The organism is Delftia sp. PX-1, assembly GCF_055797465.1.
Genome location: NZ_CP184763.1, coordinates 3,194,515 through 3,218,222 on the forward strand (window position 1 = coordinate 3,194,515; position 23,708 = coordinate 3,218,222).

Consider the following 23,708-nt stretch of genomic DNA (forward strand, 5'->3'; position numbering starts at 1 on the left):
TTGAGCCCTGCTTTGAGGTGGCGATACACACCAGCTGGTTCTGCTTAGCCTCAGGGCGTTTGACGGCGTGTCCTTCTGAGGTGCCGATGCTCTTCAAGCTTCTGCTGAAGCCAGCATGCCAGCTGTTCAGTGTGGTCAATTGCCTCCAACAGCCTCTCTCGGCTGATGTGGATCGTCGGGGAGAGGAAACTGACGGCAGCAGGGCCCATTCCTTCGTCCTCAGGCCGTACGAAAAATGGCTTTGGATACGCCAGCAGCGACTTGTCGTCGTGGGTCAAGTGATCCAGAACTAGATCCGGGTGCTGCGCCCGATTTCGCGCCAGCACAACTTGCTTCAACACATCCAGGTTGGCAGGGCAAGTGGACCAGTCGAGTCCGAAACCTTCGGTGAAGCATTCAATATAGCCGACGATGAAGCCTGACTTGAAGGCTTTCTCAAAGCACTTGGCGCATGGCGGCTCAGACCACATGTGCCGCTCCCAAGTGACGAAGAACTGCTTCAGCGCCTCGGACAGTATAGAGACTGCTGCCCTGCCAACTAACTCATGCTCTACGTCAGCTTGCAGCCACTCGCTTAGGAATGCCGGCTCTCCACTTTCATCGTATGGCGGATCATCGAATGGTGGGAGTGCCTTCTCAATGCACCATTTCGTTTCGACAAATGGTGCTGAGGCAGCTTCGTAGAAGTGACGAATGAGGTCGGTGCGCTGCTTGAGGAAGAAGTATATGTCCATGAATCAAGGTATTTTTGAGGATTTGCACCGCCACGGTTATTTCCGGGCTCGGATGTTAAGGAATGCTACTCGCGGTATGGCAATCTCAACCGAATAAAGTTCAAAGTTCGTTCTGGCGCTGTCCCCTCAAAGCACTCATAGTACGTCTCACTGTCGTAGCCAACTGGGGTGAAGCCCGTTGAGTCCAGCCAGCCACGTACACGGCGAACAGCAGACATGAATGCAGGCATTACATCAACATAGACCTGGTCTTCCGGATAACGACCTTCCACGCCCTCTCTTGCTATTGATGCAAATTGCAGCTCATTATCCCAAAGATTCCTCTGATTTTCGTAATTTTTAAGCACTTTCAGTCGAGTGTAAAAATCGTTAAGTAAGTAATAAAAGCGCACAGTCATTTCATCTTCAGACGGAGTTGTACTGCCCAGTAAAAACTCCGCACCAGCCAATCGCTTTATCCCATCATCCAAATAAATACGAGCATTCCAGCTCCGGAAAAGCTCATGGTCTTCGTGATGATGGATTGCGTTGCGTAGTGCGATTAAAAGGGAAGTATCTCCATGCTCGAAGTAATTAAAGCCAGGCAAATTCTTCGTTACATCGTAGAGTGTGTGGAATTTTTCGAGCTTTGCTTCAATCGCTAAATCTTGATTCTTTACGGCCTCTTCTCGGTCAAGCGCAAATATTTCTTTGAATCGCATCCTGCTCTCAACATAGAGACGCATGCTATTGGATAAGCCCTCCCAGGCTCTTTGTGCTGCTGTAGTCATGTCACGTACTCTACAGCATGCTTGACGACCAGTGCCAGCATCTCATTCATGCGATCCTGGCCCCTTGCAAGTCCGGTTGTTGGTCACGATGCATCTCGTTTGGCCTGTCCTGAATGAACCCTCTCTGCCTGAAATCGTCGGACAAGCGAGCATCGCTACTGCTCATGGCCGAGACCGACATTTCTCGAGCATGGAAGTCAGCCGACGTCGAGAACTCCCGCGTAGCCGCCGTGGAGCACCGGCAACGCGGCGACTTCGGTCCGTTGAGAAGTGCATCCTGTAGTGTTCTTTACTCGATGGGAGACCATCATGGGAACCACAGCCAACTTCATTCATCGCGAGCCATGGAACAAGGGCAAGATCGTCGGCCAAAAGGTGCCCTTCAAACTCGAGGACATTTGGGCGCTACGCGTTCGGCTCCAAATGGACGGCAGGGTTCGTGAACTCGCCTTGTTCAACCTCGGCATCGACAGCAAGCTGCGCGGCTGTGACCTCGTCGCTCTCAAGGTTCGGGACGTGTGCCATGGCGAACAGGTGGCGACGCGCGCCATCATCATGCAGCAGAAGACACGGCGACCGGTCCAGTTCGAAGTCACTCAGGCAACGCGATGTCGGCTGATGGAGACGCCTTTCTCGATGAGCTCGGCCCTCACGCGCGGCATGCCGTAGGACTCGTATGAGTCCTTGTGAATCTGGCGTATTCGTTCGGTCATTACCGCGTTGGTAATGCTGCGCTGGGAAGGCCTGCGCTCTCGCCAAGCGTAGAAGCCGCTGGCGGATACGCCTAGTACACGGCACATGGTGCGCGCAGGGAAGTCGGCCTGGTTTGCCATCACGAGTCCGAAGACTTCATCGAAGTCGCATCGCTGCGACCGGCAAACCAAGCCGTAGCCTTTGCCAAGATGTCGCGCTCCTGCTGAACTTGACGCAGTTGACGGTACGGGCGTACCAACTCCTAGCGCTCGACGCAGGTCAAGCCTTCCTTGCCGGGCAGCGGCTTGCCGCTATTAATGGCGGCTTGACCGACCCAGTTGGTGATGGACTGTGCGATTACGTTGAATTCGCGTGAGAGTTCGGCGGGGGTGCAGCAGGCCCGCACCAACTCGACCATCTGCGGCCTGAACTGCGCAGGATACGGCAACCTGACTTTGGACATTTGCGGCTCCTTGAACACAAAGAATGATGTGTCCAGGGAACCGGGTCAACTCCAACTCCAGTTAGCGCAGTCAAAACTCGTTACTGAGGCCATTCACATAGGTTACCTCCGCTCTTCATCAATGTCTGTCCATTTATAAAAGACTGTTAAAAGTGAATGATCCTAGCCATCGTCATGCTGACGCTTGCTCACCGCCATGTAGAAAGCACGTGCTCATGTGGGCTTCCCTCTGCATCTTGGCAGCCTCTGCCGAGAAATCTGATATTGCTTGCAACCAAAAACTCTGCTCGATAGGATTTTTTGTGTTCATGAGGTGTACATTCATCTCATGGATCCGACCCGCCACTGCGGCGTCCGCACATGCGTAGCCCGCGAAACTAAACAAAAACCTCAGTAGACCACACATTTCTACTGTCGCACGCCCTTTCTCATTAAGAGGCAAATAGAATCCAGCAAGTTCAATGATTTTTATATTCTCCTCATAAATATCAAAATGCGCATGAAAAATTTTGTAGGCTTCCTTGTTTTTTGGAAATGTCTTCCTTTTATTGTATATTAGAACGTTTTTATTCCATTTATCGCCATTGCAATCCTTACATGCAACACAAAGGTTAGCGCATTCAAACATAAATTCCGGTCGAACGTCCTTAGGTATTATGTGTTCGATATCCCAAGCCCCATGGTGTTCAACTACAATTCGCTGCTGGCAATAGACGCATTTGAAGTTTTGAGCTTTCAAATAAAATTCCTTGATGGCCGCCTTCAACTCCGACAGAGGCCCGTCAACGTCAGTTTTCTCCCAATAACCGCGCTGTTTTTCATGCGGCAATATTTTAAATTCGTTGACCAGACGCTGCTCTGCAGCTGTTAAAACGTAGGAGGAGCTGATCATTTTTCCTGCGAAGCCTTCAAAGCTTTTTCACAGATATCCATCAGACGCTTTATAGGATCATCGGGACTAATCACATTTTTGAGATGCAAAATCTGATGAACCTCGTGAGACTTCAGTTGATCGTACTTAACGCCGCCACTTAAAGCCTGAAGTGCATCGATAAGCGTGCGGGACAAGTATTCATTCTTGAAACCAGGTGCTTTGAAAAGACGTGCCAGCTGATAGTCAGCGGAGCGCAAATTGTATTCAGCTGCCTGAGTAGTTACACCATTCTCTAGGTCGAGAACGAAGCAATTATCATCTTTCAATTGAGCAATCACTTGAGGTGAATGTGTTGCAATGATAAAGTGGCAACCCTTGAACTTCGAAAACACGTTCATGAGCAGACTAACATACTGCTCCTGCCAAGCAGGGTGCAAACATATTTCCGGCTCATCTATGCAAATCAATGTGCCATTTTTTATATGACTTGCGATTCCCAGTAGAGACATAACAACACATTGCTCTCCACTGCTTGCATCGGTTATTCTTATCGGATTCGGTAGCCCATTTTTTATAACACCAACGTCCCGAAGCTGGAAGAATCCCATTTGAATCAACAACAAAAAATTCAGGTCTAGACTACTGCCGCGCTGAAGATCAATAAGGCCATCTTTAGTGATTTTTAAGTCCAGACGAGGCTTCACTCCAACTGATGCCCAATGCCGACAAGCAGCCTCAAATCTTGAAACCTCGTATGCTGAGAGTTTTGTCATGTGATACCTCCATCTTTCAGACATCGCATTAACTCTATTGTTATTATTTATCAGGTATTCAATAAAATTATTCGATTCAAGTGCCTTCTCAAGTTTGGCTGGCGAAAGCGAAGCGACCAATCGAATCTCTAAGAATGGATAATAGCCCAAGTGACTGAGTACTTCGTTTATGGTATTGATATGATTAGGGTCATCAACCACAGAAGTTATAAGCGCACCAATAGTTCTCGAAAGAAATGCCAAGCTTAGATTTCTACTGCTCAACCCTCGTAGGCCAAGATATTGGTAATCAGTGCAAATCGGGCCAAACATTTTCTGCAAAGGGAATCTATCAAAAGGACTTGTAGATAAAGCGATCACTGAGCTAGGTGCCCTGTGAGAATCGATATCAAATTTTTCTCTACTGACTTGCGCTCCACGATACGAGATTCGCGCGTCGTCAATTTGCTCGATATCCACATACGCCATGCATATTTCGCGCAGCAACCGACTTTTACCAACGCCATTCCTCCCAACGATCACCGTGAATTTGTTGGGTGCATGCAAGGAATCTGAGTAGTCCCCCGCTTGAAAGCTCAGTTTTCTATTGTTATACGTGCAATTATTAAGCATATATTTGTTTCATTCTCAAACATTTTTACCAATTTGCGAATCCACTTCGCCAGAATTTGACCTGTAGACCGAACGTCATGGATTCGAAAGGATGGATATTAGCAACGCTATGCGTGCGCCATCATCGACGGCGGAAGTTGACCACGCTCAGCACTCAAGCGAAACGACGCTGTTAGATTCATGGGATGTCTAAGGATTTCCCACTTCTTAACCGTCTCAGTTTAGCGTGAGTTCGAGCGCAGCAGGTCAATGACGAAAACCGCACTGCTATCGTTCAGCTTCTCAAAGCTGCAGGCTGCAACCGGCGCGCAGCGCCAATTCGCTCTGGGCGGCAGCGGTCACAGGGCCGCCAGATTCTCAAGAGAGTCGAGCGAAGATTGCCGGGATGATTGCAGGGGACCCCAGTTCGGTCGTTCGAGCCACACAAGCGACACAAACCTCAGCGACCACAAACTAGCTGAGATCGCTCGCTTTTACTTTGCAACGGCGGCAAACGCAGCAAAGCCGACACCTGACGGCAAAGGTCGAACGGCTGCAGCGGTTAGTGGATTCACCCGGCCAACCCAACACATTCGTCAAACCTCAACCGGCTTGAGTCGCTTTACAGCGCCCGCACCGGAATGCAAATGTCGCAGCAGAACTCCCCGGTCTCGGCATCCATGGCGGTGGCCGCAGAAAACATCTCAAAGCAAGGCCGGTCGTCACATTGCATGCCGCTGGACGGCATCCATTCGCGCGTCAGCCACATCCAGGCGTTGGCCAAGCCCTCGGGTTTTCCTTTGAACCTTGCCACGGCGTAACGGCCGCCCGGCAGGGATTGGGTGTCCACCTGGCCGCTGGCGACAAAATGTGCGGGGACTTCCACGCAGGCGTCATAGCGGCATTTGCTGGCGGGTGTGAGAGAGGGGTCGTCATAGCCTATGCCGTAGCACGTTTGATCGCTGAGGCCATTGGAATGCATCCACGGCGCAATGGTGCCTCGCCAGAATTGGCCTATGGCTGGCCCATAGGGGCCGATCAAGCGTTGATAGGCGACATGTGCTTTGGGTAGATCAATGATGCGGACGTCCATGGCGATTTCTTCCTTCAGGTGACAAGAGCCCTGAGGTTCGCCGAACGCGCATGGGTCTGTCTGATGGAGATTGCCGAAGACCTGATCAGGATTGCTCTCCTGGCTGCCTGGCGGCTGCCCGATGGCGGCCGCCTGGGTTTGCAGCCGCTCAAGCGTGGCGGAGCGCCAGGCCGATGGCGTGCAGCCAAACTTGAGCTTGAAGGCGCGCGCAAATGCTTCACCCGATTGGAAGCCGGTGGCCAGCGCGGTTTCAAGCACGGTTTCCTTGCTGCCGCAGGACAGCCGGAATGCCGCTTTCTCGAGCCGTCGGCGCTGCGCATAGCTGCCCAGCGTTTCTCCCATCCATGCCGCGAAAATTCGGTGAAAGTGGAAGCGCGAGAAATTGGCGATGTCGGCCAGATGCGCACCATCCAGAGGCTGATCCAGGTGGGCATCGATGTAGTTGAGCACGCGATTGATCCGTCGCGCGTACTCGGCGCGGGATGCCTGCTCGGAAGGCTTGTTCGTCATGGTCGTTGTTCCGGAAATCACCGTGCATGCGGCGATGGGGCCTGCCTGTCAGCAGGGGGGTGGATGTAGACAACCAGCCGGTGCAGTCCTCGTCAGGCCAGCGCCTTCCCCTTCACCCACAATCCAAACTCCTTCATCACTTCCACCACGGGCTTGAGCCGCTCCCCATCGGGCGTCAGCTCGTACTCCACCTTGATCGGCGCCGTGGGGTAGACGGTGCGCTTGACTAGGCCCGCTTCCTCCAGCGCGCGAAGGTCCAGGGTGAGGGAGCGTTGGGAGATGCCGGGCATGTCGCGGCGCAGGTCGTTGAATCGCCGGGGGCCGTCGATGAGGTAGGAGGCGATGAGCAGCCTCCAGCGGCCGCCCAGCAGGCGCATGGCTTCTTCCACGGAGCAGCCGGAGATGTTGGATTTCATAGCACATTCATCATAGGCAGGCGGCAGGTATATTTTTTTAACCTATGGGCAGTTTTATTGCCTTCTTCCAGATTGTTCCCTGGTGCATGACATTGGCCAGGGGCTGTGCCTGAACGCGCAGGCCCCTTGTTCCATCACCAGAGAAATTCCATGAAGCTGTATTACCTGCCGGGCGCCTGTTCGCTGGCGCCGCACATTGTCCTTAACGAGCTGGAGCTTGATTTTCAACTGGTCCGGGTGGACCACAAGACCCACCAGACGGAAGACGGCAGGGACTTCCGTGCGCTCAGCCCGTTCGGCTATGTCCCCCTGCTGGAATTGGACGACGGCAGCTTGCTGCGGGAAGGGCCTGCCGTCCTGCAGTACCTGGCGGACCTGCGGCCTGCGTCCCATCTGGCGCCGGCCCATGGCAGCCTGGAGCGCTATCGGCTGCTGGAGTGGCTGGCCTTCCTGAATTCGGAGATCCACAAGGGCTTCATCCCGCTGCTGTATGCGGCGGCGGCGGGAAAGTACGGCGTGGAGACGGCCAAGCCCAAGCTGGAGCAGCGGTATGCCTGGGTGAACGCGCAACTGGCCGGCAAGCGCTACCTGATGGGCGATGGCTTCACCGTGGCCGATGCCTATCTGTTCGCGCTTACGCAGTGGGGGCAGGCGCCGTGGCTGGAGTCGGTCTACAAGACGAGCATTCGCTTCGATGGCCTGGAGCATCTTGCCGGCTGGTATGGGCGGATGCGGGAGCGGCCTGCCGTGCGCCAGTCGCTGCAGGCGGAAGGTTTGCGATAGGGCCGGTGGCCGCCACGCATGCGGCCACCACGCACTTTGCTGCGTCATGGCAAGCAGCCCGCGCCTTGCGGCCTTGAGGGTGCCCAATGCAAATTGTCTGACGGGAAGTGACGTGGTGTGGACGTGACGGATCACGCCAAGGTTTCAAGGCTCACGGCCACGATGACGGGGGCAGGATCGGTGTTCACGAGGCGCAAGGCCTGGTTTGGCTGTCCGTCTCCGCGTGCGCGCTGAACCGTCACACCCATGGCCTGCACGGTGTCAGCCTCATCCAGCGTCTGGCGCAGCGAGGCGGGGATCGGCGCTGCGGCAGTGAAGTCGAAGCGGGGTTTCAACGCGACGTAGAAAGTTGACACACGGCACGCCATCAGGCCGCCAGGCCCGAAGAATACGCCTGCATCCGGCACCAGGCCGCGACCCAGCGCCACCATCGAGGCGTCGTACCAGCTGCCGGGGTAGATCGGCACTTGGTCCCAGCATTCAGAGGTGATCGTCACCGTCTCCAGCGAAGCTGCGGGTAGCGCAAGGACGCGGCCGGAAGCGTCCAGGGCCTGCAGGGAAGCCGGAGCCTGCGGCCCTGCGCCGGATGTGTCGTTGAGATTCAAGCGCAAGGTGCCGGGGTTTGCGATCGTGCCGACAGCCACTGCTGCGCTCCACTCCGAAGAACTCTTGGGCAGTGTCCAGATCGGTTTCCACTGGAGGTAGCCGGTCTCGTACACCTTGGTCCATCCCACCGGAGTGGGCGAGTATGCAGGTTCGCCTGGAGGCGTTGCCATCTTCTGCATGGCGCCTGCAAGCATCGACTGATAGGGAAATTTGCAGGCTTCGAGTACCTGCAGAAAGGTCTTGTATCCCTGCGAAAAGCTGCGCCCCGACGCTTGGTACAGCGCGCCATTGGCAGCGGACTGGGGCACCGTGTCTGCAAAGAGAAACTGCGCGTCGGCCATGGTGCCGGTCACTGGATCCGGCCAGTTCCATGCGGTCACCGGCATCAGCATCTGCCCCCGCACCAGCGGCGCCGAAATGGATGCCGAGCGCTTGAACACCATGCCGGTTTTCGGCCCGCTCGATACGCTTGGAGCCCTTGGGGGCGGAGGCACCAGATCAGCCAGGCCGCCGAGGAACTGATGGATCACGTTCATGAACGCTGTCTCCGGTTGACGGGGGTGGGCGGGGTGGGCAGGACCGGCCGCGGCGTCCCGCCCACCCGCTGGTCTTCAGGTCAGTGGATGCCCGGGAAGTCGACGATCACGCCGATGATTTGCGGGTTCACCGAGGTGCTGCTGCCCTTGAAGGTATTGGCCTGTGCGGTGCTCTTGGTGTACTCGGACTGGTGACCGCCCGTGCCACCGAAGGTGAAGGGCCCGATGCGCACACCCGCGCTGGCCTCGAAGGCCTGCTTGTTCTGCTGATAGGTGTTGGCGCTCATCGTGATCTCGAACGAAGGCTTGTAGACGACCAGCAGCTCGGACACCCTTGCCGCGACGATGCCGTTCGGGCCGAACAGGGAGCTCGATCCCGGGCCGCCGTTGGCCACCCACGGGGCGACGATGGTGTAGCCCTGGCCGCCCGGCCCCTGCTGTGCCTTGGCCAATTCGCTCATGAAGCCGCCCGGGTACCAGTCGCCCGGATTCACCTTCACGCGCGTGGAGGACTCGCAGCTGATCTTCACTGCCGAGCTCGAGTCCTGGTTGAACAGGTCGGACTTGCTCCAGCCGCCCGATGCGTTGACGCTCCAGAAGAAGTTGCCAACGCTGGTCGAGCCCTTGGCAAACGAGGACTTGAAGTCGCTGCTCGATTGCGAAGATTTCATCGCGATCGAGAACGCGCCTGCGCTGCCATTGCTGAGCGCTGCGCGCCAGTCCGCGCCCGTCGTGTCGATGTGGAAGTCCGGCTGCCAGCGCAGGATGCCCGAGCCATCCGGCACCTTGGTCCAGCCTGCCGGTGCGTTGTTTGAGGCAGGGTCGCCCGACGGAATCTGCATCATGTCGATGGCGCGCTGCAGATCGCTGGGCATGCTGGCCCGCTCCAGCTCCATCTTCATCTTGACCGCCTGGTTGTAGGCGTTGGTGGCCGCCTGGATGGCGGCAACGTAGGCAGCAGCCTCCGGCGCGTTGTTGAGCCAGGTGTTGATGTCAGGGTAGCGGGCCGCGAATATCAAGCCGCCGTTCTGCTTTGAACTCAGGTAGAACTGGTTCATGTCGCTGTTGGCCTTGGCCATCGCATTGCTTTTCTGGACGCACAGGTTGGCCAGCTCCGTCTGATTGGCCTGCTGCTCGGGGCTGACCTTGAATGTCACGTGACCAAAGATCTGGCGAACGGCGTCGAAGAGCGTCGCATCGAGGCTGCCGTACTGGCCGATCGCGGACCACTGCGGCATGCCGCTGACGATCTGATAGGCGGCCGGGTCCCATTGCCCGGTCGGAGCCGTGCCCCAGCTGAAGTCCTTGGGGGTGCCAAGCAACTGGAAATTCGGGGTGCCGAGATTATCGACAAGGGCGTTGTACAACTGGCTGAACATGGCTTGATCTGACATGGCGTGCAATTCCTGAAATTGAATGGATAGGGAGCGACATGAGGTTTGAAGTCATGAACGCTTTTCTTTGCCAATGAGAATGATTGCCCGGTATTGGGCCTAAGGCATGTGGTGCTTGGGAGAAATCGCAGGGGGTGACCGCGAAGAATGATTCATGGCGGGATACTCCTTTGAGTTGCGTGCAAGGATCCGACACGTGGGTGCCGGGAGGATGCCTCGACGGATGCGGACCGTAGAGGCGGAAAAAATAAAAGGCGAAGAGACCAAAAGGCGAAGAGATATGAGCTTCTGCAGTCGTTCAAGGCTCGCGCGGATATTCCATGTCAACCGCGCAAACCTCAAATGCAATGGTGCCTGCTGAAGCCGCCATAAGGAGATTGCTCACCCTCCGGTTGATCCAAAGTCGCGAAAGTCAATGTCCGAGATTCGTTGTGCTCATCATGCCCAATTGCACCAGAAGGGTGGAATACTTCCAATGTCGTATTCGGTGGGTACGGACAGGCGATGCACGCTGGCCTGGATATCAGGTGTCGCCGCCATTGCGAGTTGCCGTTGGCGCGAATGTCTGCAACTGGGCGGTGCTTGTCAGGCCCAGTTTGCGCAGAATGTTTTCGCGATGCTTGCGCACGGTCAAGTCGCTGAGGTAAAGCGAACGTGCGATCTCCTTGCTGGTGTGTCCCGCCAGCACGTGCGCCAACACCTCCTGCTCGCGCGGAGACAGAGGGAGCGGTGAGCGGGCAGCGCTCAACCAGCCTTGCCGCCTGGCATGCGTGACGAGTTCTACGGCATTGCGCAGGCCCAGCCGTGTACACATATTGCTGCGGTGCTTGCGTACCGTGTGTTCGCTGATGCCCAGCGTGTGCGCAATGTCCTTGCAACCAAGGCCTTTGGCCATCGCTTCGAGTACATCGATTTCGCGCGCAGTGAGTGCAGACGCGATGACTTCATCTGCTGTTGGATGCTCAGCATCGAGATGGCATTCGCTATTTGCCAAAGCTATTTCCGATATGTCCATGGTATGTCTCCCATTTTTTATGTGCCGATGCCATAGGGCCATTCCACGCCGAAGCCTCGGCGAGACTGCTTTGCACAGTGCCGTTTGAAAGATTGAATAACTCGCTAAAGCGCCTGTTTACCGACTGAATAAACTGGCGTCATGCCATTCGTGTAGAAATTGTGCGGTAAAGGATCAGCCGAAAAAAGCCTGAACATTGGACGATTGAAAATCGCGCGCATTCAGCCTGCGGCAGCCTTTTGTATCCAAGGCGGGAGATTAGTAAACCATTATCAAGATGGTATGGTGCGTTGAGGGAGTATCAAAGTCGTTTGAGAATCTGTTATCGCCATTTCACCGGTGGAATGGACATCTTAGTGGAAATCTCTGGCGAAATCATTACATCTAGCTACAAAAGTTCGACACCAAGGTTTTTGCAGCAGATTGTGGGAAAGCCAATGGTCTTCTGTGGGTCGCGCTTGTGTGATCAGGATTTTCTGGCACTGCCCATCCGAGTCCAGGATGCGGGCTGTAGCGCAGGTCTTGAGACATGCGGGTAAGCAATTGCTGCCATGGCGTATCGAGAAGCGGCTGGGTGCCTGCGATGTGCTTCAAGGGAAGCACCTCTTTTGCCAAAAGCGTTCCCGGGTCATGACGAAGGGCGTGAGCACCACGACCGTCGCCAGTTCCAACGACCTGGATAGACGCCATTTCAAGGGGCAGGGCGGGTGCCCTCGTCAGGCCCGCCCTCCAGCACGCGCAGCAGCAGGGAGAGCCTCTCATCCAGCTCGGCCAGTTCGGCGGCAGGCATGGGCGCCAGCATGGCGCGCTCGTTGTCCAGGTGCGCTTCCACCGCGCGGTCTATCAGCTCCAGCCCCTGGTCGGTGAGCTGCACCAGCATGCTGCGCGCGTCCTGCGGGTTGGGCAGGCGCTGTACCAGGCCGCGCGTCTCCAGGCTTTTCATGCGGTGGGTCATGGTGCCCGAGGTGACCATGAGCGTGGAGAACAGGGCCGTGGGCGTGAGGCAGAAGGGCGCGCCCGAGCGGCGCAGCGTGGCCAGCACGTCGAACTCCCACATGGTCATGCCGAAGCGTGCAAAGCATTCCTCCAGCCGCTGCTCCAGCAGGGCGGCGCAGCGCTTGATGCGGCCTATGGGCCCCATGGGGCTGGGGTCCAGGTCCGGGCGTTCGCGGCGCCATTGGGCCAGGATGGTGTCGACATGGTCGGGCAGGCGTTGGGAGGAGGGTTGGGAGGGGGGTTGGGTCATTTTTCTTGATTTTAAGATAAATCGTGCATAATGGGTTTGTCTTGAATTGAAGATAAATCCATGTCCTCCTCCTCATCGTCCTGTGCCTCCACGGCTCCTGCTGCAGCCAGCGCTGCCATGTCATGGCGCGACATCCTGCTGACCGCGCTGGCCCCCGCCATCTGGGGTTCCACCTACATCGTCACTTCCGAACTGCTGCCGCCGGACCGGCCGTTCACGGCCGCGCTGATCCGCGTGCTGCCGGCCGGGTTGCTGCTGGTGCTGTTCACGCGGCGGCTGCCAGCGGGTTCGGGCTGGTGGCGGCTGGCGGTGCTGGGCGGGCTGAACATCGGCGTGTTCCAGGCGCTGCTGTTCGTGGCGGCCTACCGTCTGCCGGGCGGGCTGGCGGCCGTGCTGGGCGCCGTGCAGCCGCTGCTGGTGATGGCCCTGGCCTGGGGGGTGGACGGGCGCTCCCCCGCGCGGCTGACGCTGTGGGCCGCCGTGGCGGGCATTGCGGGCATGGCAGTGCTGCTGCTGTCGCCGCAGACGGTGTTCGAGCCCGTGGGCATGGCGGCGGCATTGGCCGGCGCGGTGTGCATGGCGGCCGGCACGTGGCTGACGCGGCGCTGGCGCGTGGACTTGCCGGTGCTGGCGCTGACGGGCTGGCAGCTGCTGTTTGGCGGGCTGATGCTGCTGCCGCTGGCCTGGTGGGTGGATGCGCCGCTGCCCGCGCTGTCTCTCACCCAGCTGGGCGCCTATGCCTACCTGTGCCTTGCCGGCGCGCTGCTGGCCTATGTGCTGTGGTTTCGCGGCATCGGGCGCCTGCCTTCGGTGGCCGTGTCGTCATTGGGCCTGTTGAGCCCGCTCACGGCCGTGGTCCTGGGCTGGGCGCTGCTGTCGCAGTCCATGACGGGCATGTCCTTCCTGGGCCTGCTGGTGGTGCTGGCCAGCGTGCTGGTGGTGCAGTGGTCGGCTTCGCGCGGCGCCTGAGTTTCTGGCATCGAGGTTCCTCTTTTTTCCCACCGAGCGTTTCACATGACTTCTTCCGAACTTTCCTCCATGCCCATCGGGCAGGCCATCGCTTCGCGCATTTCCGCAGACCGTTTCGAGCCGGGCAGCCCGTTGGCCGATGAGACGCTGGCCGCGCTGGTGGCCCAGGCCTCGCTGTCCCCGTCGGCCTACAACCTGCAGAACTGGCGCTTCATTGCCGTGCGCACACCCGAGGCCAAGGCGCGGCTGAAGGCCGCCGCCTATGGGCAGCAGAAGGTGGAGGATGCCTCTGCCGTCTTCATCGTCTGCGGCACGCTGGCCGCCCATGCGCGGCTGGCGGAGTTCTTGCAGCCCAGCGTGGCCAGCGGCGTGATGAGCCAGCGCACGGCCGATGGCTGGGTGGCGCAGGCCCATGCCGCGCATGCGGACAACCTGCAGTTGCAGCGCGACGAGGCCGTGCGCTCGGCCTCGCTGGCGGCCATGACGCTGATGCTGTCCGCCCAGGGCCTGGGGCTGGCCAGCTGCCCCATGGTGGGGTTCGACGCCCAGGCGCTGGCGGCGGGCTTTGGCCTGCAGGCCCACGAACTGCCCGTGATGCTGGTCGCCGTGGGCCACGCGGCAGGCACGCCACGCCCGCAGAAGGCACGCAGGCCGCTGGCCGACATCCTGGCCTACGCCTGAGCGTGGGATGGGTTGGCCGGGTGCAGGCTCAGCTGGCAGGCTGCAGCTGCATGCCCAGGCGCGAGAACAGGATCTGCCGGCCGTCGCCCTGCAGGCGCTGTATCACCATGCCACCATCGCGGTGCAGGTAGATGCGCAGGGCGCTGCCGTTGCCGGGATCGTGGTCCAGGTAGCAGGGGTCCTTGTCCAGGTCCTTCCAGCCATGGGGTTCGACCAGCCGGCGGCCGGCGATGCGGCGCAGCTCGGACTCGGGCGCCGCGAAATAGGTGTGGGTCTGCAGCCACAGCGTGCGCAGCTGTTCGAAGGCCTGGTCGCGAGAAGAACAGGCGGGCGCAGCCTCCAGCAGGGACAGCAGCATGTCCAGAAGCTGATCGAATGAATACTGCATGCCGCGCCCCTTTCAGCGATCGACGGTGCGCACCGCGCATCCTCGATCAGCGTAACCGGATATGGCGCGAATGTGAACAAAGCATGACCGTGGTGGTTTGTCGCTATTGCCAGTCCGTACCGACAGTGATTGGCGCGGCTGTTGCATGTGGGGCATGTGAGGCATGTGGGGCAAGGGCCTGGATGGCCGGACAATGGCCGGCAGATCCGGCGTGATGCCTGTCTTTTGCGCCTGCCCCGCTGTTGCCGCCATCTTCCTGTTTCCCTTCACTTGTGCTGCCCATGGAACGCTTCACCATCTCCATCGACGACGACCTGGCCCGTGATTTCGACGGCTGGATCGCCGCGCGCGGCTACGACAACCGCTCCGAAGCCATACGCGACGTGCTGCGTGCCCACCTGGCCCAGGTGCGCGAGCGCGAGGACGCCGACGGCCTGTGCGTGGCCAACCTGTCCTATGTCTACAACCACCACGAGCGCGATCTGTCCGAGCGCCTGGCCAGTCTGCAGCACGACCACCATGAGCTGCACATGGCCACCACGCACGTGCACCTGGACCACGAGCAATGCATTGAAACCGTCATGCTGCGCGGCCCGGCCAGCGCCGTGCGGCGCTTTGCCGACACCATCACGGCCGAGCGCGGCGTGCACCACGGCCAGCTCAACGTGGTGATGGCGCGCAGGGCAGAGCCTGGCGGGCACGATCACGCGCACCACCATCCGCATTCGCACGACGATTGAGCCAGCCCGGGGCCGGGCGCATTGCGCAGCCCCTGTCATGCAGGTCGGTATGAAGTTTGCTTTTTTCTTCATACAACTCCTGGAAACGCATGACACATCCCCTGAATTCCCCTTCCCGGCGCCTTGCCGTGCACCAGATTGCAGCAGCTGGCCTGCTGGGCCTGGGTTGCATTCCCCATGTCGGTGCACAGCAGGCGGGCAACGCCACGGCCAGCCTGCAGGCTGTCGAGGTCAAGGGCCAGACCGCGCGCGGCGCCTCGGCCGCCTACACCACCAGCGTGATCGAGGCCGAGGACATCGCCAACGCCCATGTCAGCCATCCGCAGGAGCTGCTGCGCCAGGTGCCGGGCATGAATGTGCAGAACTACCAGCTGTCCGGCGTGGGTGACGCCATCGTCATGCGCGGCTTCGGCGGTGGCGGGCACGGCGGCGACGTGGGCGTGGTGCTGGACGGCATTCCACTGAACGAGGCCATGTCGCATGCCGACGGCTATGTGGACCTGGGCGTCATCGTGCCGCTGGAGATGGAGCGCATCAGCATCTACAAGGGGCCGGTGTCGGCGCTGTACGGCAACTTCAACCGCGCAGGGCTGATGGCGATAGAGACGCGCAAGCAGGGCGACTACACCCCCTACCGCGAGGCCGACGTGAGCCTGGCCTCGCACGGCACGCTGGACGCTCAGGCGGCGCTGGGGCTGAAGCCGGGCGATGGCGAGTTCCTGAACCTGGCGGCCCAGCACTACCGCACGGACGGTTTCCGCGCGCAGTCGCAAATGCAGCGCAGCACGGCATCCCTGCGCTGGAGCAAGCGGCTCTCGTCGCAGCTGGAAGTGGCGCTGTCGGCACGGCTGCACCACGGCGAGGGCGACTCGCCTTCGTACCTGACGGCGGGGCAGTTCGCACGCGATCCGCGTGGCATCGATCCGCGCGCCATGAACGATGGCACGCGCAAGAACTTCGCCACGCTGCGCGCCGATGTGCAGTACGCGCTCTCGCCACGGCTGACCTGGCTGGGCTATGCCTACACCACGCAGCAAAGCTTCACGCGCTGGTTCAGCCGGCCCATCGACGCACTGCAGTGGCGCCAGCGCGAGGAAAGCTATGACCGCGCCGTCTACGGCGCAGGCACCAGCCTCAATGGCCGCCATGCCACGGCGCTGACCCCGATCAACTGGGTGGCGGGTCTGGAGGCCGTGCGCGAGTCCACCGACTACCAGTTCTACGACGGCCTGCAGTGGCGCGAGCGCACGGGCGCTGCCCTGGATGACCGCAATTCCAGGCTCAACACCCTCTCGGCCTTTGCCGAGGTGGATGCGCCCGTTCACCGCCTGCTGCAGCTGTCCGCCGGCCTGCGCTGGGATCGCTTCACGGGCGGCTGCCGTCCCAACGGCCCTGAGGCGGGCAGCGACCCCTGCGGCCCGCTGGCGCGCACCTCGCATGCCAGCCCCAAGCTGGGCCTGCGCTCGCAGGTGGCGCCGGGTGTGCTGCTGCGCGCCAGCTGGTCCGAAGGATTTGCGCTGGCCAGCGATTTCGCCAAGTACGCGCTGGGCGCCGCGCAGCTCGATCCCAACATCTTCCGCCAGACTGAAGTGGGCGCGCAGATCAAGCCCATGCCGGGCCTGGTGCTGGATGTGGCCGCCTATAGGCTGCAGTCCTCGGGCGAGATCCGCAGCGTGGCGCCTGGCGTGTACGAGAACTTCGGCGCAACGCGCCGCACGGGCGTGGAGGCCAGCGCGCTGTGGGCCGTGCGCAAGAACCTGGACCTGCAATTGGCCTGGGGCAGCGCCCATTCGCGCGTGACCGAGAACGGCAACCCGGCCCTGGTCGGCAACCAGGTGGCCGGCGTGCCCCGGCAGACGGCCACCGTGGGCCTGGCCTGGCGCCCGCTGGCGCAGTGGGAGGGCACGCTCACCTGGCGCCGCGTAGGCCGCTATGCCGTCACCGCCGACAACAGCGTCTTCTACGGCGGCTACGCCACCTGGGACCTGGGCCTGAGCTGGCGCCTGCCTTCGGCGCGCAGCCGCATTTACGCCGTGGTCTCCAACCTGGGGGACAAGGCCTATGCCACGTCGGCCTCGGTCATCCGCGGCGTGCCGCTGTTCGCGCCCGGCGCGCCGCGCACGCTCAAGGTCGGCGTACAGACGCAGTTTTGAGGAAACCCCAAATGAGAAACAGGTACATGACAGCCCGCCATCCCTTCGCCGCCGCAGCGTTCGCTGCGCTGCTGGCCTGCGCACCGCTGGCCCAGGCCCACAACGTCTGGCTGGAGCCCGATGCCGACGGCGCCTACACCGTGCAGTTCGGCGGCCATGAGGGCAAGCTGGAGAACTTTGCGGCCGGCAAGCTCAAGAGCGTTGAGGCCTATGACACGCGCGGCCGCCGCATCGACGTGGCCGTGCAGCCCGTGCCCGGCGGCGCCCGCGCCACGCCGGCGCGCAAGGCCGCGCTGCTGGCCGCGCATTTCGACAACGGATTTTTCAGCCGCGTGGGCGAGGGGCCGATGATTGAAAAGCCCATGACCGAGAACCCCGGCGCCACCAGCGGTGTGCATGCGCTCAAGTTCCACAAGACCATCCTCGAATGGGGCCCGGTCACCCGCGAGAAGCTGGGCCAGACCCTGGAGATCATCGCCAGGACCCGCCGCTCGCCCCACGCGGGCGAGCCCCAGCAATTCCAGGTGCTGCTGAACGGCCAGCCGCGGGCCGGCGTGCGCGTGTCGCTGGGAGAAAGCGGTCCGCCACTGGCAACCGATGCCGACGGCCTGGTGACCGTCACACCGCGTGCCGGCATGAACCAGCTGCTGGCCATCGTGCGCCTGCCCGTGGCAGGCGATGCGCGCACCACCAGCCTCAGCTACGAGTACCTGCTGGGGTTCTCGGCGCATTGAAAGGGGCTGGCGGCCAGGCCCGGCGTGGCCCGGCCTGGCGCGGCCCGGCGCTGTGGGGTCAGTCCAGCGCCAGGCGCCGGTCTGCAGCCAGCTTCTTCCACTTGGCGTTGTCCTGCGACATGAAGCGCTGGATTTCGGGCAGGGACATGGGCGTGGCCACGGCCCCGGCGGCCTGCAGCGTGGGGCGCAGCTCGGGCGACTGTATGGCCTGGTTGATCCACTGATTGAGCTGGGCCAGCCGCTCGGGGGGCGTGCCGGAGGGCACGGCCACGGCATACCACTGGGTGGCCTCGTAGCCGGGCACGCCGGCCTCGCGCATGGTCGGTACATCAGGCAGGCTGTCTATGCGCGTGGCGCTGGTCACGGCATAGGCCTTCAGCCGGCCCGACTGGATGTGCGGCAGCACGGGCGTCACGCCCAGCATGGCCAGGGGGATCTGCCCGCCCACCACATCGGTCACGGCCTGGCCGCCGCCCTTGTACGGCACATGCACCATGCTGGTGGCCGCCAGGGCGTTGAGCAGTTCGCCGGCCAGATGCTGGGAGGTGCCCGTGCCCGAACTGGCGTAGCTCCATTGGCCAGGTTTGGCTTTCATGGCGGCTACCAGTTCGCCCAGGCTGCCGGCCGCACCCGGGGCAGGGCCCACCAGCACCATGGCGCCCCGGGCCATCACGGCCACGGCGGTCAGCTCGCGGCCCACCTCGGGCTGGCGTGGGCCGGACAGCTGCGGTCCGGGCACGGAGACCAGGGTCAGGCCATCGGCAGGCGCCTTGGCTGCCGCCTGCAGGCTGATCGCGCCCGAGGCGCCCGGCCGGTTCTCCACCACCACGCTGACACCGGCCCTGGCCTCCAGTTGCCGGGCCACATGGCGGGTCAGCACGTCCAGGCTGCCGCCGGGCGCAAAGCCCACGATCCAGGTGATGGGCTTGCCCTGCGGCGCGTGCGCCGCCGGCTCGGCCGCGCGGGCCGTGGGCAGTGCAAGGGCCAGCAGGGCTGCGGCGGCCAGGGGGCGCAGTGCATGGCGGCGGGTGGTCGGCAGGCGGCCGCTGGCCTGCGGGGCGGGTAGGGGTGCGCAGGTCATTGGTCGGGGGCGCCGGGCGCGGTGTTGGGGTGTGCCTTGCAGCTTTCGTTGAAGCGCTGGACCATGGTCAGCATGGGGTTGAGCACCCAGGTGTTGAAGATCAGCACGTCATGCTCCTCCTTGGGATCGCGCACGATGTTGAACAGGTAGGGTGACTCCAGCTTGCCTTTGCTCTCGTTGACCTCGGGCTCCCAGTAGAAATGCAGCTTCCAGTCGCGCCACTTCGCGGCCCGCAGCTGGTCCTTGATGTAGAAGAGAAAGCCCTCGCGCGCGGACCGGGGCTCGCCCAGCAGGAAGGCCGTCTGGTCCAGGCCGTCGATGGGCCGGTCCTGTGGCATGGCGGCGCCCGCCACCGCCGCCAGGGTGGAGAAGATGTCGGTCACGTGCATGATTTCATTGCTGGTGCGCCCGGCCTGGATGCGGCCCGGCCAGCGTGCGATGAAGGGCACGCGCAGGCTGCCCTCCATGGCCGTGTGGTAGGTGCCGCGCCAGGGGCCGGCCGTGCCGCGGTAGGGCTGGCGGAACTCGGGGCCGTTGTCGCTGCAGAAGATGAACAGGGTGTCCTCGCGCAGGCCGAGCCGGTCGATCTCGTCCGAGATCTGGCCCACGCGATGGTCCATCTCCACCATGGAGTCGGCAAAGTCGCCCTGGCCGGTGCGGCCCGCGAAATCCGCATGCGGCAGCGTGGGAAAGTGCAGGTGCACCAGGGGCAGGTACAGAAAGAAGCGGCGGTCCCGGGCGTGGTTGCGGCGCATGAAGTCCAGCGAGCGCTCCACCAGCTCGGCATCGATGTTGCGCCGCGATTCTAGGTCGTAGACCTTGACATCGTCCGAGGGCGCGCCCGCGCGGCCTTCCATGATGTGGGGCAGGGGCGCCACCAGGGGGTCGTAGCCCGTGGTCGCGGTGAACTGGCTTTCGTCCGTGGTGCGGGGAATGCCGTACCACTCGTCGAAACCCCGGTCCGAGGGATAACGCCCCGGAATGTCCCCCAGATGCCATTTGCCGAAATGCGCCGTGGCATATCCCTGGGCCGACAGCAGCTGGGCCAGCGTGGTCTCGCCGCGCGTCAGGCCCTGTGGCAGCCCGGCCGGCACCGATTGCAGGGCACCCGTGCGGATGGGATGGCGCCCCGTCATCAGGGCCGAGCGCGTGGGCACGCAGTCGCTTTCCACGTTGAAGTTCTGCAGCAGCAGTCCCTCGCAGGCCAGCTGGTCGATGCGCGGAGTGGGCGCGCCGCGCAGCGCACCGCCGCCGTAGCAGCCCAGCTCGCCCCAGCCCAGGTTGTCCGCGACGATGAGCACGATATTTGGTGGGTTCATGATGTGGCTCAAAAAGTTTCCATGCCAAAACTCTAGCCACAAGCCCTGTCTTGGTGATAACCAAACCAGCGAAAATCGATGCACATCTGGAATGGCTTTGCTCGGCAAGGTAGCAAGCTTTCTCGTTTTTCTTCGTTGACAAGGAATGGCATGACGGGATTTGCCTATAACGAGCTGGCCTGCTTTCTGGCCGTGGCCGAGCATGGCCATTTCGGGCGTGCGGCCGCTGCCCTGCAACTGACCCAGCCGGCCGTCTCCAAGATCGTGCGCCGCGTGGAGCAGGGGGTGGGAGCGGCCCTGTTCACGCGCGGAACGCATGGCGTGGCGCTGACCAGCAGCGGCCAGCTGTTCATGGAGCCTGCGCGTCAACTGGTGCTGCGGCATGAGGAGACGATGCGCGCCGCCAGCGACATCCAGGCCCAGCATGTGGGCCTGATCCGCCTGGGCTTCACGCAGGCCACCTCGGAAAGCCGCGCCACCCGGGCCGTGGCCGAGTTGCTGCGCCGCCGCCCCGGCCTGCGCGTGCGGCTGACCGTGGGTAAGTCCGACGACTTGGAGCGCGCGCTGCTCGACGGCAGCCTGGACTTGGCCGTGGTGCCGTCCTACCCGGGCCATGCCACGCGCTGCGCCCAGGTGGTCATTGGCGAGGACGAGCTATGGGCCGCCGCACGGCCACGCCACCCGCTGTTCCAGCTGGCGCTGGAGCAGGGCCTGAGGTTCGGGCATTTGCAGGGCTACTCCTGGGCCTTGCCGGCACCGGGCGCCGCCGTGCGCAAGGTGGTGGACGAGGCCTTCGCGGCCCAGGGCCTGGGCGCGCCCACCGTGGCCCTGGAGATCCAGCACAACACCGAGGCCACCATCGACATCGTGGGCCAGACCGATCTGCTGTGCTACGTGCCCAGCCATGTGCTGCGCAGCAATCCCGAGCGCCTGCAGTCCCTGCCCATCCCCGAGCTGCGCACGCGCCGCAGCTGGCTTCTCATCAGCCACCCCAAGGCCCATTGGTCGCCGCTGATGTCCGCGCTGCGGGACCTGACGCTGGGGTAGCGGCCCGTAACGCAGGGCCGGTGCAGGCTGGCCTCAGATGTTCAAGGTGTCTTGCGCTCAGGCAGAGACGGGCGTGGAGCTGCCCCCCAGGTGCCGGGCCGGCCGGTGCGTGTAGCGGTCCAGGGCCAGGCCGTCGGTGCTGATTTCGGGGCTGCGGCCGGTGATCAGGTCGGCGATCAGCCGGCCCGAGCCGCAGGCCATGGTCCAGCCCAGCGTGCCGTGGCCGGTGTTCAGGAACAGGTTGGAGTAGCGCGTGGCACCGATGATGGGCGTGCCGTCCGGCGTCATGGGCCGCAGCCCGGTCCAGAAGCTGGCGCGCGCCACGTCGCCGCCCGGGAACAGGTCGTTGACCACCAGCTCCAGCGTGGCGCGGCGGCGCGGGTCCAGGCGCAGGTCGAAGCCGCCCAGCTCGGCCATGCCGCCCACGCGGATGCGGTCGTCAAAACGGGTGACGGCAATCTTGTAGGTCTCGTCCAGCACCGTGGACTGCGGCGCCAGCGCCGGGTTGCCCAGCGGCACGGTGAGCGAATAGCCCTTGACGGGGTAGACGGGCAGGTCCAGCCCCAGCGGCTCCAGTGCCTGGCGCGAGTAGCTGCCGAAGGCCATCACGTAGCGGTCGGCGGTCAGCAGTTCGCCATTGACGCGCACGCCGGCAATGCGGCCGCCTTCGACCACCAGGCCATCCACGTTCTGGTTGAAGCGCAACTCCACGCCCAGGCCGGTGGCGATGCGGGCCAATTCATTGGTGAAGCGGTGGCAGTCGCCGGTCTCGTCCTTGGGCAGGCGCAGGCCGCCGGTCAGCCGGTCGCGCGCCTGGGCCAGCGCGGGTTCCACCTGGGCCAGCTGGTCGCGGTCCAGCAGTTCGTAGGGCACGGCGCATTCGCGCAGCACGGCCACATCGCGCTCCACGGCGTCCAGCTGTGCCTGGGTGCGGAACAGCTGCAGCGTTCCGCCCGTGCGCTGCTCGTAGGCGATGCCGGTGTCGGCGCGCAGCTGCTGCAGGCAGCTGCGGCTGTACTCGGCCACGCGCATCATGCGTTCCTTGTTGACGGCGTAGCGCTGGGCAGAGCAGTTGCGCAGCATCTGCGCCATCCAGCGCAGCTGGAACAGGCTGCCGTCCAGGCGCACGGCCAGCGGCGCGTGTTCCTGCAGCATCCACTTCAGGGCCTTGAGCGGAATGCCGGGCGCCGCCCAGGGCGTGGAGTAGCCGGGCGAGACCTGGCCTGCGTTGGCAAAGCTGGTTTCGGACGCGGGCGCATCCTGCCGGTCCAGCACCGTGACCTCGGCACCGGCCCGCGCCAGGTAGTACGCACTGGTCACGCCGATGACACCGCCGCCAAGAACAAGGACTTTCATGGGATTCACCGCCAGGTCAACAAGATGAAATCAAAGTCTATTGACGATGAGGCAGTGGAAACCACTGAAATATTGATACTCTCCAGTGATTGATCATCCCCGGGAAGCACCGCCATGGCCGCCAGAAGTGAAAACCGCGTACTCGACCGCACCGACCGCAAGATCCTCGACATCCTGCAGCGCGATGGCCGCATCTCCATGACCGAGCTGGCCGAGCAGGTCAGCCTCTCGGCCACGCCCTGCTCGGAGCGCGTGCGCCGCCTGGAGCGTGATGGCGTGATCACCGGCTACCACGCCCATCTGTCGCCCGAGGCGCTGGGCAAGACGCTGCTGGTGTTCGTGGAGATCAAGCTGTCGTCCAAATCGGGCGAGGTCTTCGACAAGGTGCGCCAGGAACTGCTGCACGTGCCCGACGTGCTGGAGTGCTTCCTGGTCTCGGGCAGCTTCGACTACCTGGTCAAGGCCCGCCTGGGTGGCATGCGCGAGTACCGCCGCCTGCTGGGCGACATCCTCAAGAAACTGCCCGTGCCGGCCGAGTCGCACAGCTATGTGGTGATGGAGGAGGTCAAGGAGACGCTGTCGCTGCCTGTGGACCGGTGAGGGAGCCGTCCTCGGCGTTCCAGGGTCGGATCTACCCCCATTCCTTATTGTTATTTACTGCTTGAAACGTTTGTCACAATAGATTTGATTCAAATGGGGTATTGTGCGATCCAATCAAAATGGATATCAGGCGGCAGATCGGT

The 23,708-nt window shown here is 61.9% G+C and carries 22 protein-coding genes and 2 pseudogenes; 9 read left to right on the forward strand and 15 right to left on the reverse strand.

What is annotated here, in order from left to right:
• Window positions 1-50: 50 nt before the first annotated feature.
• Window positions 51-734: a hypothetical protein gene (locus tag ACN20X_RS14740; protein WP_151019697.1), complete on the reverse strand. Its 684-nt coding sequence runs from the start codon at window positions 732-734 to the stop codon at window positions 51-53.
• 65 nt (window positions 735-799) lie between these two features.
• Complete coding sequence (locus tag ACN20X_RS14745; protein ID WP_016453682.1) at window positions 800-1,504, reverse strand: hypothetical protein; 705 nt, start codon at window positions 1,502-1,504, stop codon at window positions 800-802.
• 309 nt (window positions 1,505-1,813) lie between these two features.
• On the opposite strand from ACN20X_RS14745, the pseudogene ACN20X_RS14750 reads away from it, so the two are divergent.
• Window positions 1,814-2,113: pseudogene (locus tag ACN20X_RS14750) on the forward strand (site-specific integrase); the annotation flags it as partial.
• On the opposite strand, the pseudogene ACN20X_RS14755 reads toward ACN20X_RS14750, so the two are convergent.
• The 5 genes and pseudogenes from ACN20X_RS14755 to ACN20X_RS14775 form a co-directional block, all read right to left on the reverse strand.
• A pseudogene (locus ACN20X_RS14755) lies at window positions 2,104-2,660 on the reverse strand (IS3 family transposase); the annotation flags it as partial. The pseudogenes ACN20X_RS14750 and ACN20X_RS14755 overlap by 10 nt on opposite strands.
• Window positions 2,661-2,832: 172 nt before the next feature.
• A complete protein-coding gene (locus tag ACN20X_RS14760) occupies window positions 2,833-3,552 on the reverse strand; it encodes an HNH endonuclease (protein ID WP_473209520.1) in 720 nt (239 codons plus the stop codon).
• Window positions 3,549-4,853 carry an AAA family ATPase gene (locus tag ACN20X_RS14765; protein ID WP_191625536.1) on the reverse strand — a complete coding sequence of 435 codons (1,305 nt, stop codon included), beginning with the start codon at window positions 4,851-4,853 and terminating at the stop codon, window positions 3,549-3,551. Before ACN20X_RS14765 ends, ACN20X_RS14760 begins: the two co-directional genes overlap by 4 nt.
• 667 nt (window positions 4,854-5,520) lie before the next feature.
• On the reverse strand, window positions 5,521-6,501 hold the full coding sequence (locus ACN20X_RS14770; protein WP_473209521.1) for an AraC family transcriptional regulator: 981 nt from the start codon (window positions 6,499-6,501) through the stop codon (window positions 5,521-5,523).
• Window positions 6,502-6,593: 92 nt separating this feature from the next.
• Complete coding sequence (locus tag ACN20X_RS14775; protein WP_473209522.1) at window positions 6,594-6,917, reverse strand: winged helix-turn-helix transcriptional regulator; 324 nt, start codon at window positions 6,915-6,917, stop codon at window positions 6,594-6,596.
• A 150-nt stretch (window positions 6,918-7,067) separates the two neighbouring features.
• Between ACN20X_RS14775 and gstA the strand changes: the two genes are divergently transcribed.
• On the forward strand, window positions 7,068-7,700 hold the full coding sequence (gstA, locus tag ACN20X_RS14780; RefSeq protein WP_473209523.1) for a glutathione transferase GstA: 633 nt from the start codon (window positions 7,068-7,070) through the stop codon (window positions 7,698-7,700).
• A 131-nt stretch (window positions 7,701-7,831) separates the two neighbouring features.
• On the opposite strand, the gene ACN20X_RS14785 is transcribed toward gstA, so the two are convergent.
• From ACN20X_RS14785 to ACN20X_RS14800, 4 genes are all read right to left on the reverse strand, one after another.
• Window positions 7,832-8,842, reverse strand: a complete 1,011-nt coding sequence (locus tag ACN20X_RS14785) for a hypothetical protein (protein WP_026062936.1) — start codon at window positions 8,840-8,842, stop codon at window positions 7,832-7,834.
• A gap of 80 nt (window positions 8,843-8,922) precedes the next feature.
• Window positions 8,923-10,236 (reverse strand): hypothetical protein, encoded by a 1,314-nt coding sequence (locus tag ACN20X_RS14790; RefSeq protein WP_016453672.1) that lies wholly within the window; start codon window positions 10,234-10,236, stop codon window positions 8,923-8,925.
• 523 nt (window positions 10,237-10,759) lie between these two features.
• The gene (locus ACN20X_RS14795) at window positions 10,760-11,251 is read right to left on the reverse strand and encodes a response regulator transcription factor (RefSeq protein WP_046988640.1); all 492 of its coding nucleotides are present in this window, start codon (window positions 11,249-11,251) and stop codon (window positions 10,760-10,762) included.
• A gap of 691 nt (window positions 11,252-11,942) precedes the next feature.
• Complete coding sequence (locus ACN20X_RS14800; protein WP_277848597.1) at window positions 11,943-12,497, reverse strand: MarR family winged helix-turn-helix transcriptional regulator; 555 nt, start codon at window positions 12,495-12,497, stop codon at window positions 11,943-11,945.
• A gap of 117 nt (window positions 12,498-12,614) precedes the next feature.
• On the opposite strand from ACN20X_RS14800, the gene ACN20X_RS14805 reads away from it, so the two are divergent.
• A complete protein-coding gene (locus tag ACN20X_RS14805; RefSeq protein WP_392414263.1) occupies window positions 12,615-13,466 on the forward strand; it encodes an EamA family transporter in 852 nt (283 codons plus the stop codon).
• A 45-nt stretch (window positions 13,467-13,511) separates the two neighbouring features.
• Window positions 13,512-14,147, forward strand: coding sequence for a nitroreductase family protein (locus tag ACN20X_RS14810; RefSeq protein ID WP_392414213.1), 636 nt, complete (start codon window positions 13,512-13,514; stop codon window positions 14,145-14,147).
• A 28-nt stretch (window positions 14,148-14,175) separates the two neighbouring features.
• Here the strand turns inward: ACN20X_RS14810 and ACN20X_RS14815 are convergent, their stop codons facing one another.
• Complete coding sequence (locus tag ACN20X_RS14815; protein WP_016448140.1) at window positions 14,176-14,535, reverse strand: hypothetical protein; 360 nt, start codon at window positions 14,533-14,535, stop codon at window positions 14,176-14,178.
• Between the two features lie 281 nt (window positions 14,536-14,816).
• Between ACN20X_RS14815 and nikR the strand changes: the two genes are divergently transcribed.
• The 3 genes from nikR to ACN20X_RS14830 all read left to right on the forward strand — a co-directional run bounded on the left by nikR (window position 14,817) and on the right by ACN20X_RS14830 (window position 18,162).
• Window positions 14,817-15,275: a nickel-responsive transcriptional regulator NikR gene (gene nikR, locus ACN20X_RS14820; RefSeq protein WP_043781638.1), complete on the forward strand. Its 459-nt coding sequence runs from the start codon at window positions 14,817-14,819 to the stop codon at window positions 15,273-15,275.
• 89 nt (window positions 15,276-15,364) lie between these two features.
• Window positions 15,365-17,428 carry a TonB-dependent receptor gene (locus ACN20X_RS14825; protein WP_392414212.1) on the forward strand — a complete coding sequence of 688 codons (2,064 nt, stop codon included), beginning with the start codon at window positions 15,365-15,367 and terminating at the stop codon, window positions 17,426-17,428.
• Between the two features lie 26 nt (window positions 17,429-17,454).
• Window positions 17,455-18,162 carry a DUF4198 domain-containing protein gene (locus tag ACN20X_RS14830; protein ID WP_034347927.1) on the forward strand — a complete coding sequence of 236 codons (708 nt, stop codon included), beginning with the start codon at window positions 17,455-17,457 and terminating at the stop codon, window positions 18,160-18,162.
• A gap of 58 nt (window positions 18,163-18,220) precedes the next feature.
• Here the strand turns inward: ACN20X_RS14830 and ACN20X_RS14835 are convergent, their stop codons facing one another.
• Both ACN20X_RS14835 and ACN20X_RS14840 read right to left on the reverse strand, forming a co-directional pair.
• Complete coding sequence (locus ACN20X_RS14835; protein WP_013802904.1) at window positions 18,221-19,243, reverse strand: tripartite tricarboxylate transporter substrate binding protein; 1,023 nt, start codon at window positions 19,241-19,243, stop codon at window positions 18,221-18,223.
• A complete protein-coding gene (locus ACN20X_RS14840; protein WP_016448136.1) occupies window positions 19,240-20,562 on the reverse strand; it encodes an arylsulfatase in 1,323 nt (440 codons plus the stop codon). The genes ACN20X_RS14835 and ACN20X_RS14840 overlap by 4 nt, the downstream gene beginning before the upstream one ends.
• 150 nt (window positions 20,563-20,712) lie before the next feature.
• On the opposite strand from ACN20X_RS14840, the gene ACN20X_RS14845 reads away from it, so the two are divergent.
• Window positions 20,713-21,609 carry a LysR family transcriptional regulator gene (locus ACN20X_RS14845; protein WP_013802902.1) on the forward strand — a complete coding sequence of 299 codons (897 nt, stop codon included), beginning with the start codon at window positions 20,713-20,715 and terminating at the stop codon, window positions 21,607-21,609.
• 57 nt (window positions 21,610-21,666) lie between these two features.
• Here the strand turns inward: ACN20X_RS14845 and ACN20X_RS14850 are convergent, their stop codons facing one another.
• The gene (locus ACN20X_RS14850; RefSeq protein WP_016448135.1) at window positions 21,667-22,965 is read right to left on the reverse strand and encodes a D-amino acid dehydrogenase; all 1,299 of its coding nucleotides are present in this window, start codon (window positions 22,963-22,965) and stop codon (window positions 21,667-21,669) included.
• A 114-nt stretch (window positions 22,966-23,079) separates the two neighbouring features.
• Between ACN20X_RS14850 and ACN20X_RS14855 the strand changes: the two genes are divergently transcribed.
• Window positions 23,080-23,565 (forward strand): winged helix-turn-helix transcriptional regulator, encoded by a 486-nt coding sequence (locus tag ACN20X_RS14855; protein WP_473209524.1) that lies wholly within the window; start codon window positions 23,080-23,082, stop codon window positions 23,563-23,565.
• Window positions 23,566-23,708 lie beyond the last annotated feature (143 nt).

Bases quoted from the DNA above. Each gene is read 5' to 3' on its own strand.
- ACN20X_RS14740 (WP_151019697.1), bottom strand. From the start codon at position 734: ATGGACATATACTTCTTCCTCAAGCAGCGCACCGACCTCATTCGTCAC.
- ACN20X_RS14745 (WP_016453682.1), bottom strand. From the start codon at position 1,504: ATGACTACAGCAGCACAAAGAGCCTGGGAGGGCTTATCCAATAGCATG.
- ACN20X_RS14760 (WP_473209520.1), bottom strand. From the start codon at position 3,552: ATGATCAGCTCCTCCTACGTTTTAACAGCTGCAGAGCAGCGTCTGGTC.
- ACN20X_RS14770 (WP_473209521.1), bottom strand. From the start codon at position 6,501: ATGACGAACAAGCCTTCCGAGCAGGCATCCCGCGCCGAGTACGCGCGA.
- ACN20X_RS14775 (WP_473209522.1), bottom strand. From the start codon at position 6,917: ATGAAATCCAACATCTCCGGCTGCTCCGTGGAAGAAGCCATGCGCCTG.
- gstA (WP_473209523.1), top strand. From the start codon at position 7,068: ATGAAGCTGTATTACCTGCCGGGCGCCTGTTCGCTGGCGCCGCACATT.
- ACN20X_RS14785 (WP_026062936.1), bottom strand. From the start codon at position 8,842: ATGAACGTGATCCATCAGTTCCTCGGCGGCCTGGCTGATCTGGTGCCT.
- ACN20X_RS14790 (WP_016453672.1), bottom strand. From the start codon at position 10,236: ATGTCAGATCAAGCCATGTTCAGCCAGTTGTACAACGCCCTTGTCGAT.
- ACN20X_RS14795 (WP_046988640.1), bottom strand. From the start codon at position 11,251: ATGGACATATCGGAAATAGCTTTGGCAAATAGCGAATGCCATCTCGAT.
- ACN20X_RS14800 (WP_277848597.1), bottom strand. From the start codon at position 12,497: ATGACCCAACCCCCCTCCCAACCCTCCTCCCAACGCCTGCCCGACCAT.
- ACN20X_RS14805 (WP_392414263.1), top strand. From the start codon at position 12,615: ATGTCATGGCGCGACATCCTGCTGACCGCGCTGGCCCCCGCCATCTGG.
- ACN20X_RS14810 (WP_392414213.1), top strand. From the start codon at position 13,512: ATGACTTCTTCCGAACTTTCCTCCATGCCCATCGGGCAGGCCATCGCT.
- ACN20X_RS14815 (WP_016448140.1), bottom strand. From the start codon at position 14,535: ATGCAGTATTCATTCGATCAGCTTCTGGACATGCTGCTGTCCCTGCTG.
- nikR (WP_043781638.1), top strand. From the start codon at position 14,817: ATGGAACGCTTCACCATCTCCATCGACGACGACCTGGCCCGTGATTTC.
- ACN20X_RS14825 (WP_392414212.1), top strand. From the start codon at position 15,365: ATGACACATCCCCTGAATTCCCCTTCCCGGCGCCTTGCCGTGCACCAG.
- ACN20X_RS14830 (WP_034347927.1), top strand. From the start codon at position 17,455: ATGACAGCCCGCCATCCCTTCGCCGCCGCAGCGTTCGCTGCGCTGCTG.
- ACN20X_RS14835 (WP_013802904.1), bottom strand. From the start codon at position 19,243: ATGACCTGCGCACCCCTACCCGCCCCGCAGGCCAGCGGCCGCCTGCCG.
- ACN20X_RS14840 (WP_016448136.1), bottom strand. From the start codon at position 20,562: ATGAACCCACCAAATATCGTGCTCATCGTCGCGGACAACCTGGGCTGG.
- ACN20X_RS14845 (WP_013802902.1), top strand. From the start codon at position 20,713: ATGACGGGATTTGCCTATAACGAGCTGGCCTGCTTTCTGGCCGTGGCC.
- ACN20X_RS14850 (WP_016448135.1), bottom strand. From the start codon at position 22,965: ATGAAAGTCCTTGTTCTTGGCGGCGGTGTCATCGGCGTGACCAGTGCG.
- ACN20X_RS14855 (WP_473209524.1), top strand. From the start codon at position 23,080: ATGGCCGCCAGAAGTGAAAACCGCGTACTCGACCGCACCGACCGCAAG.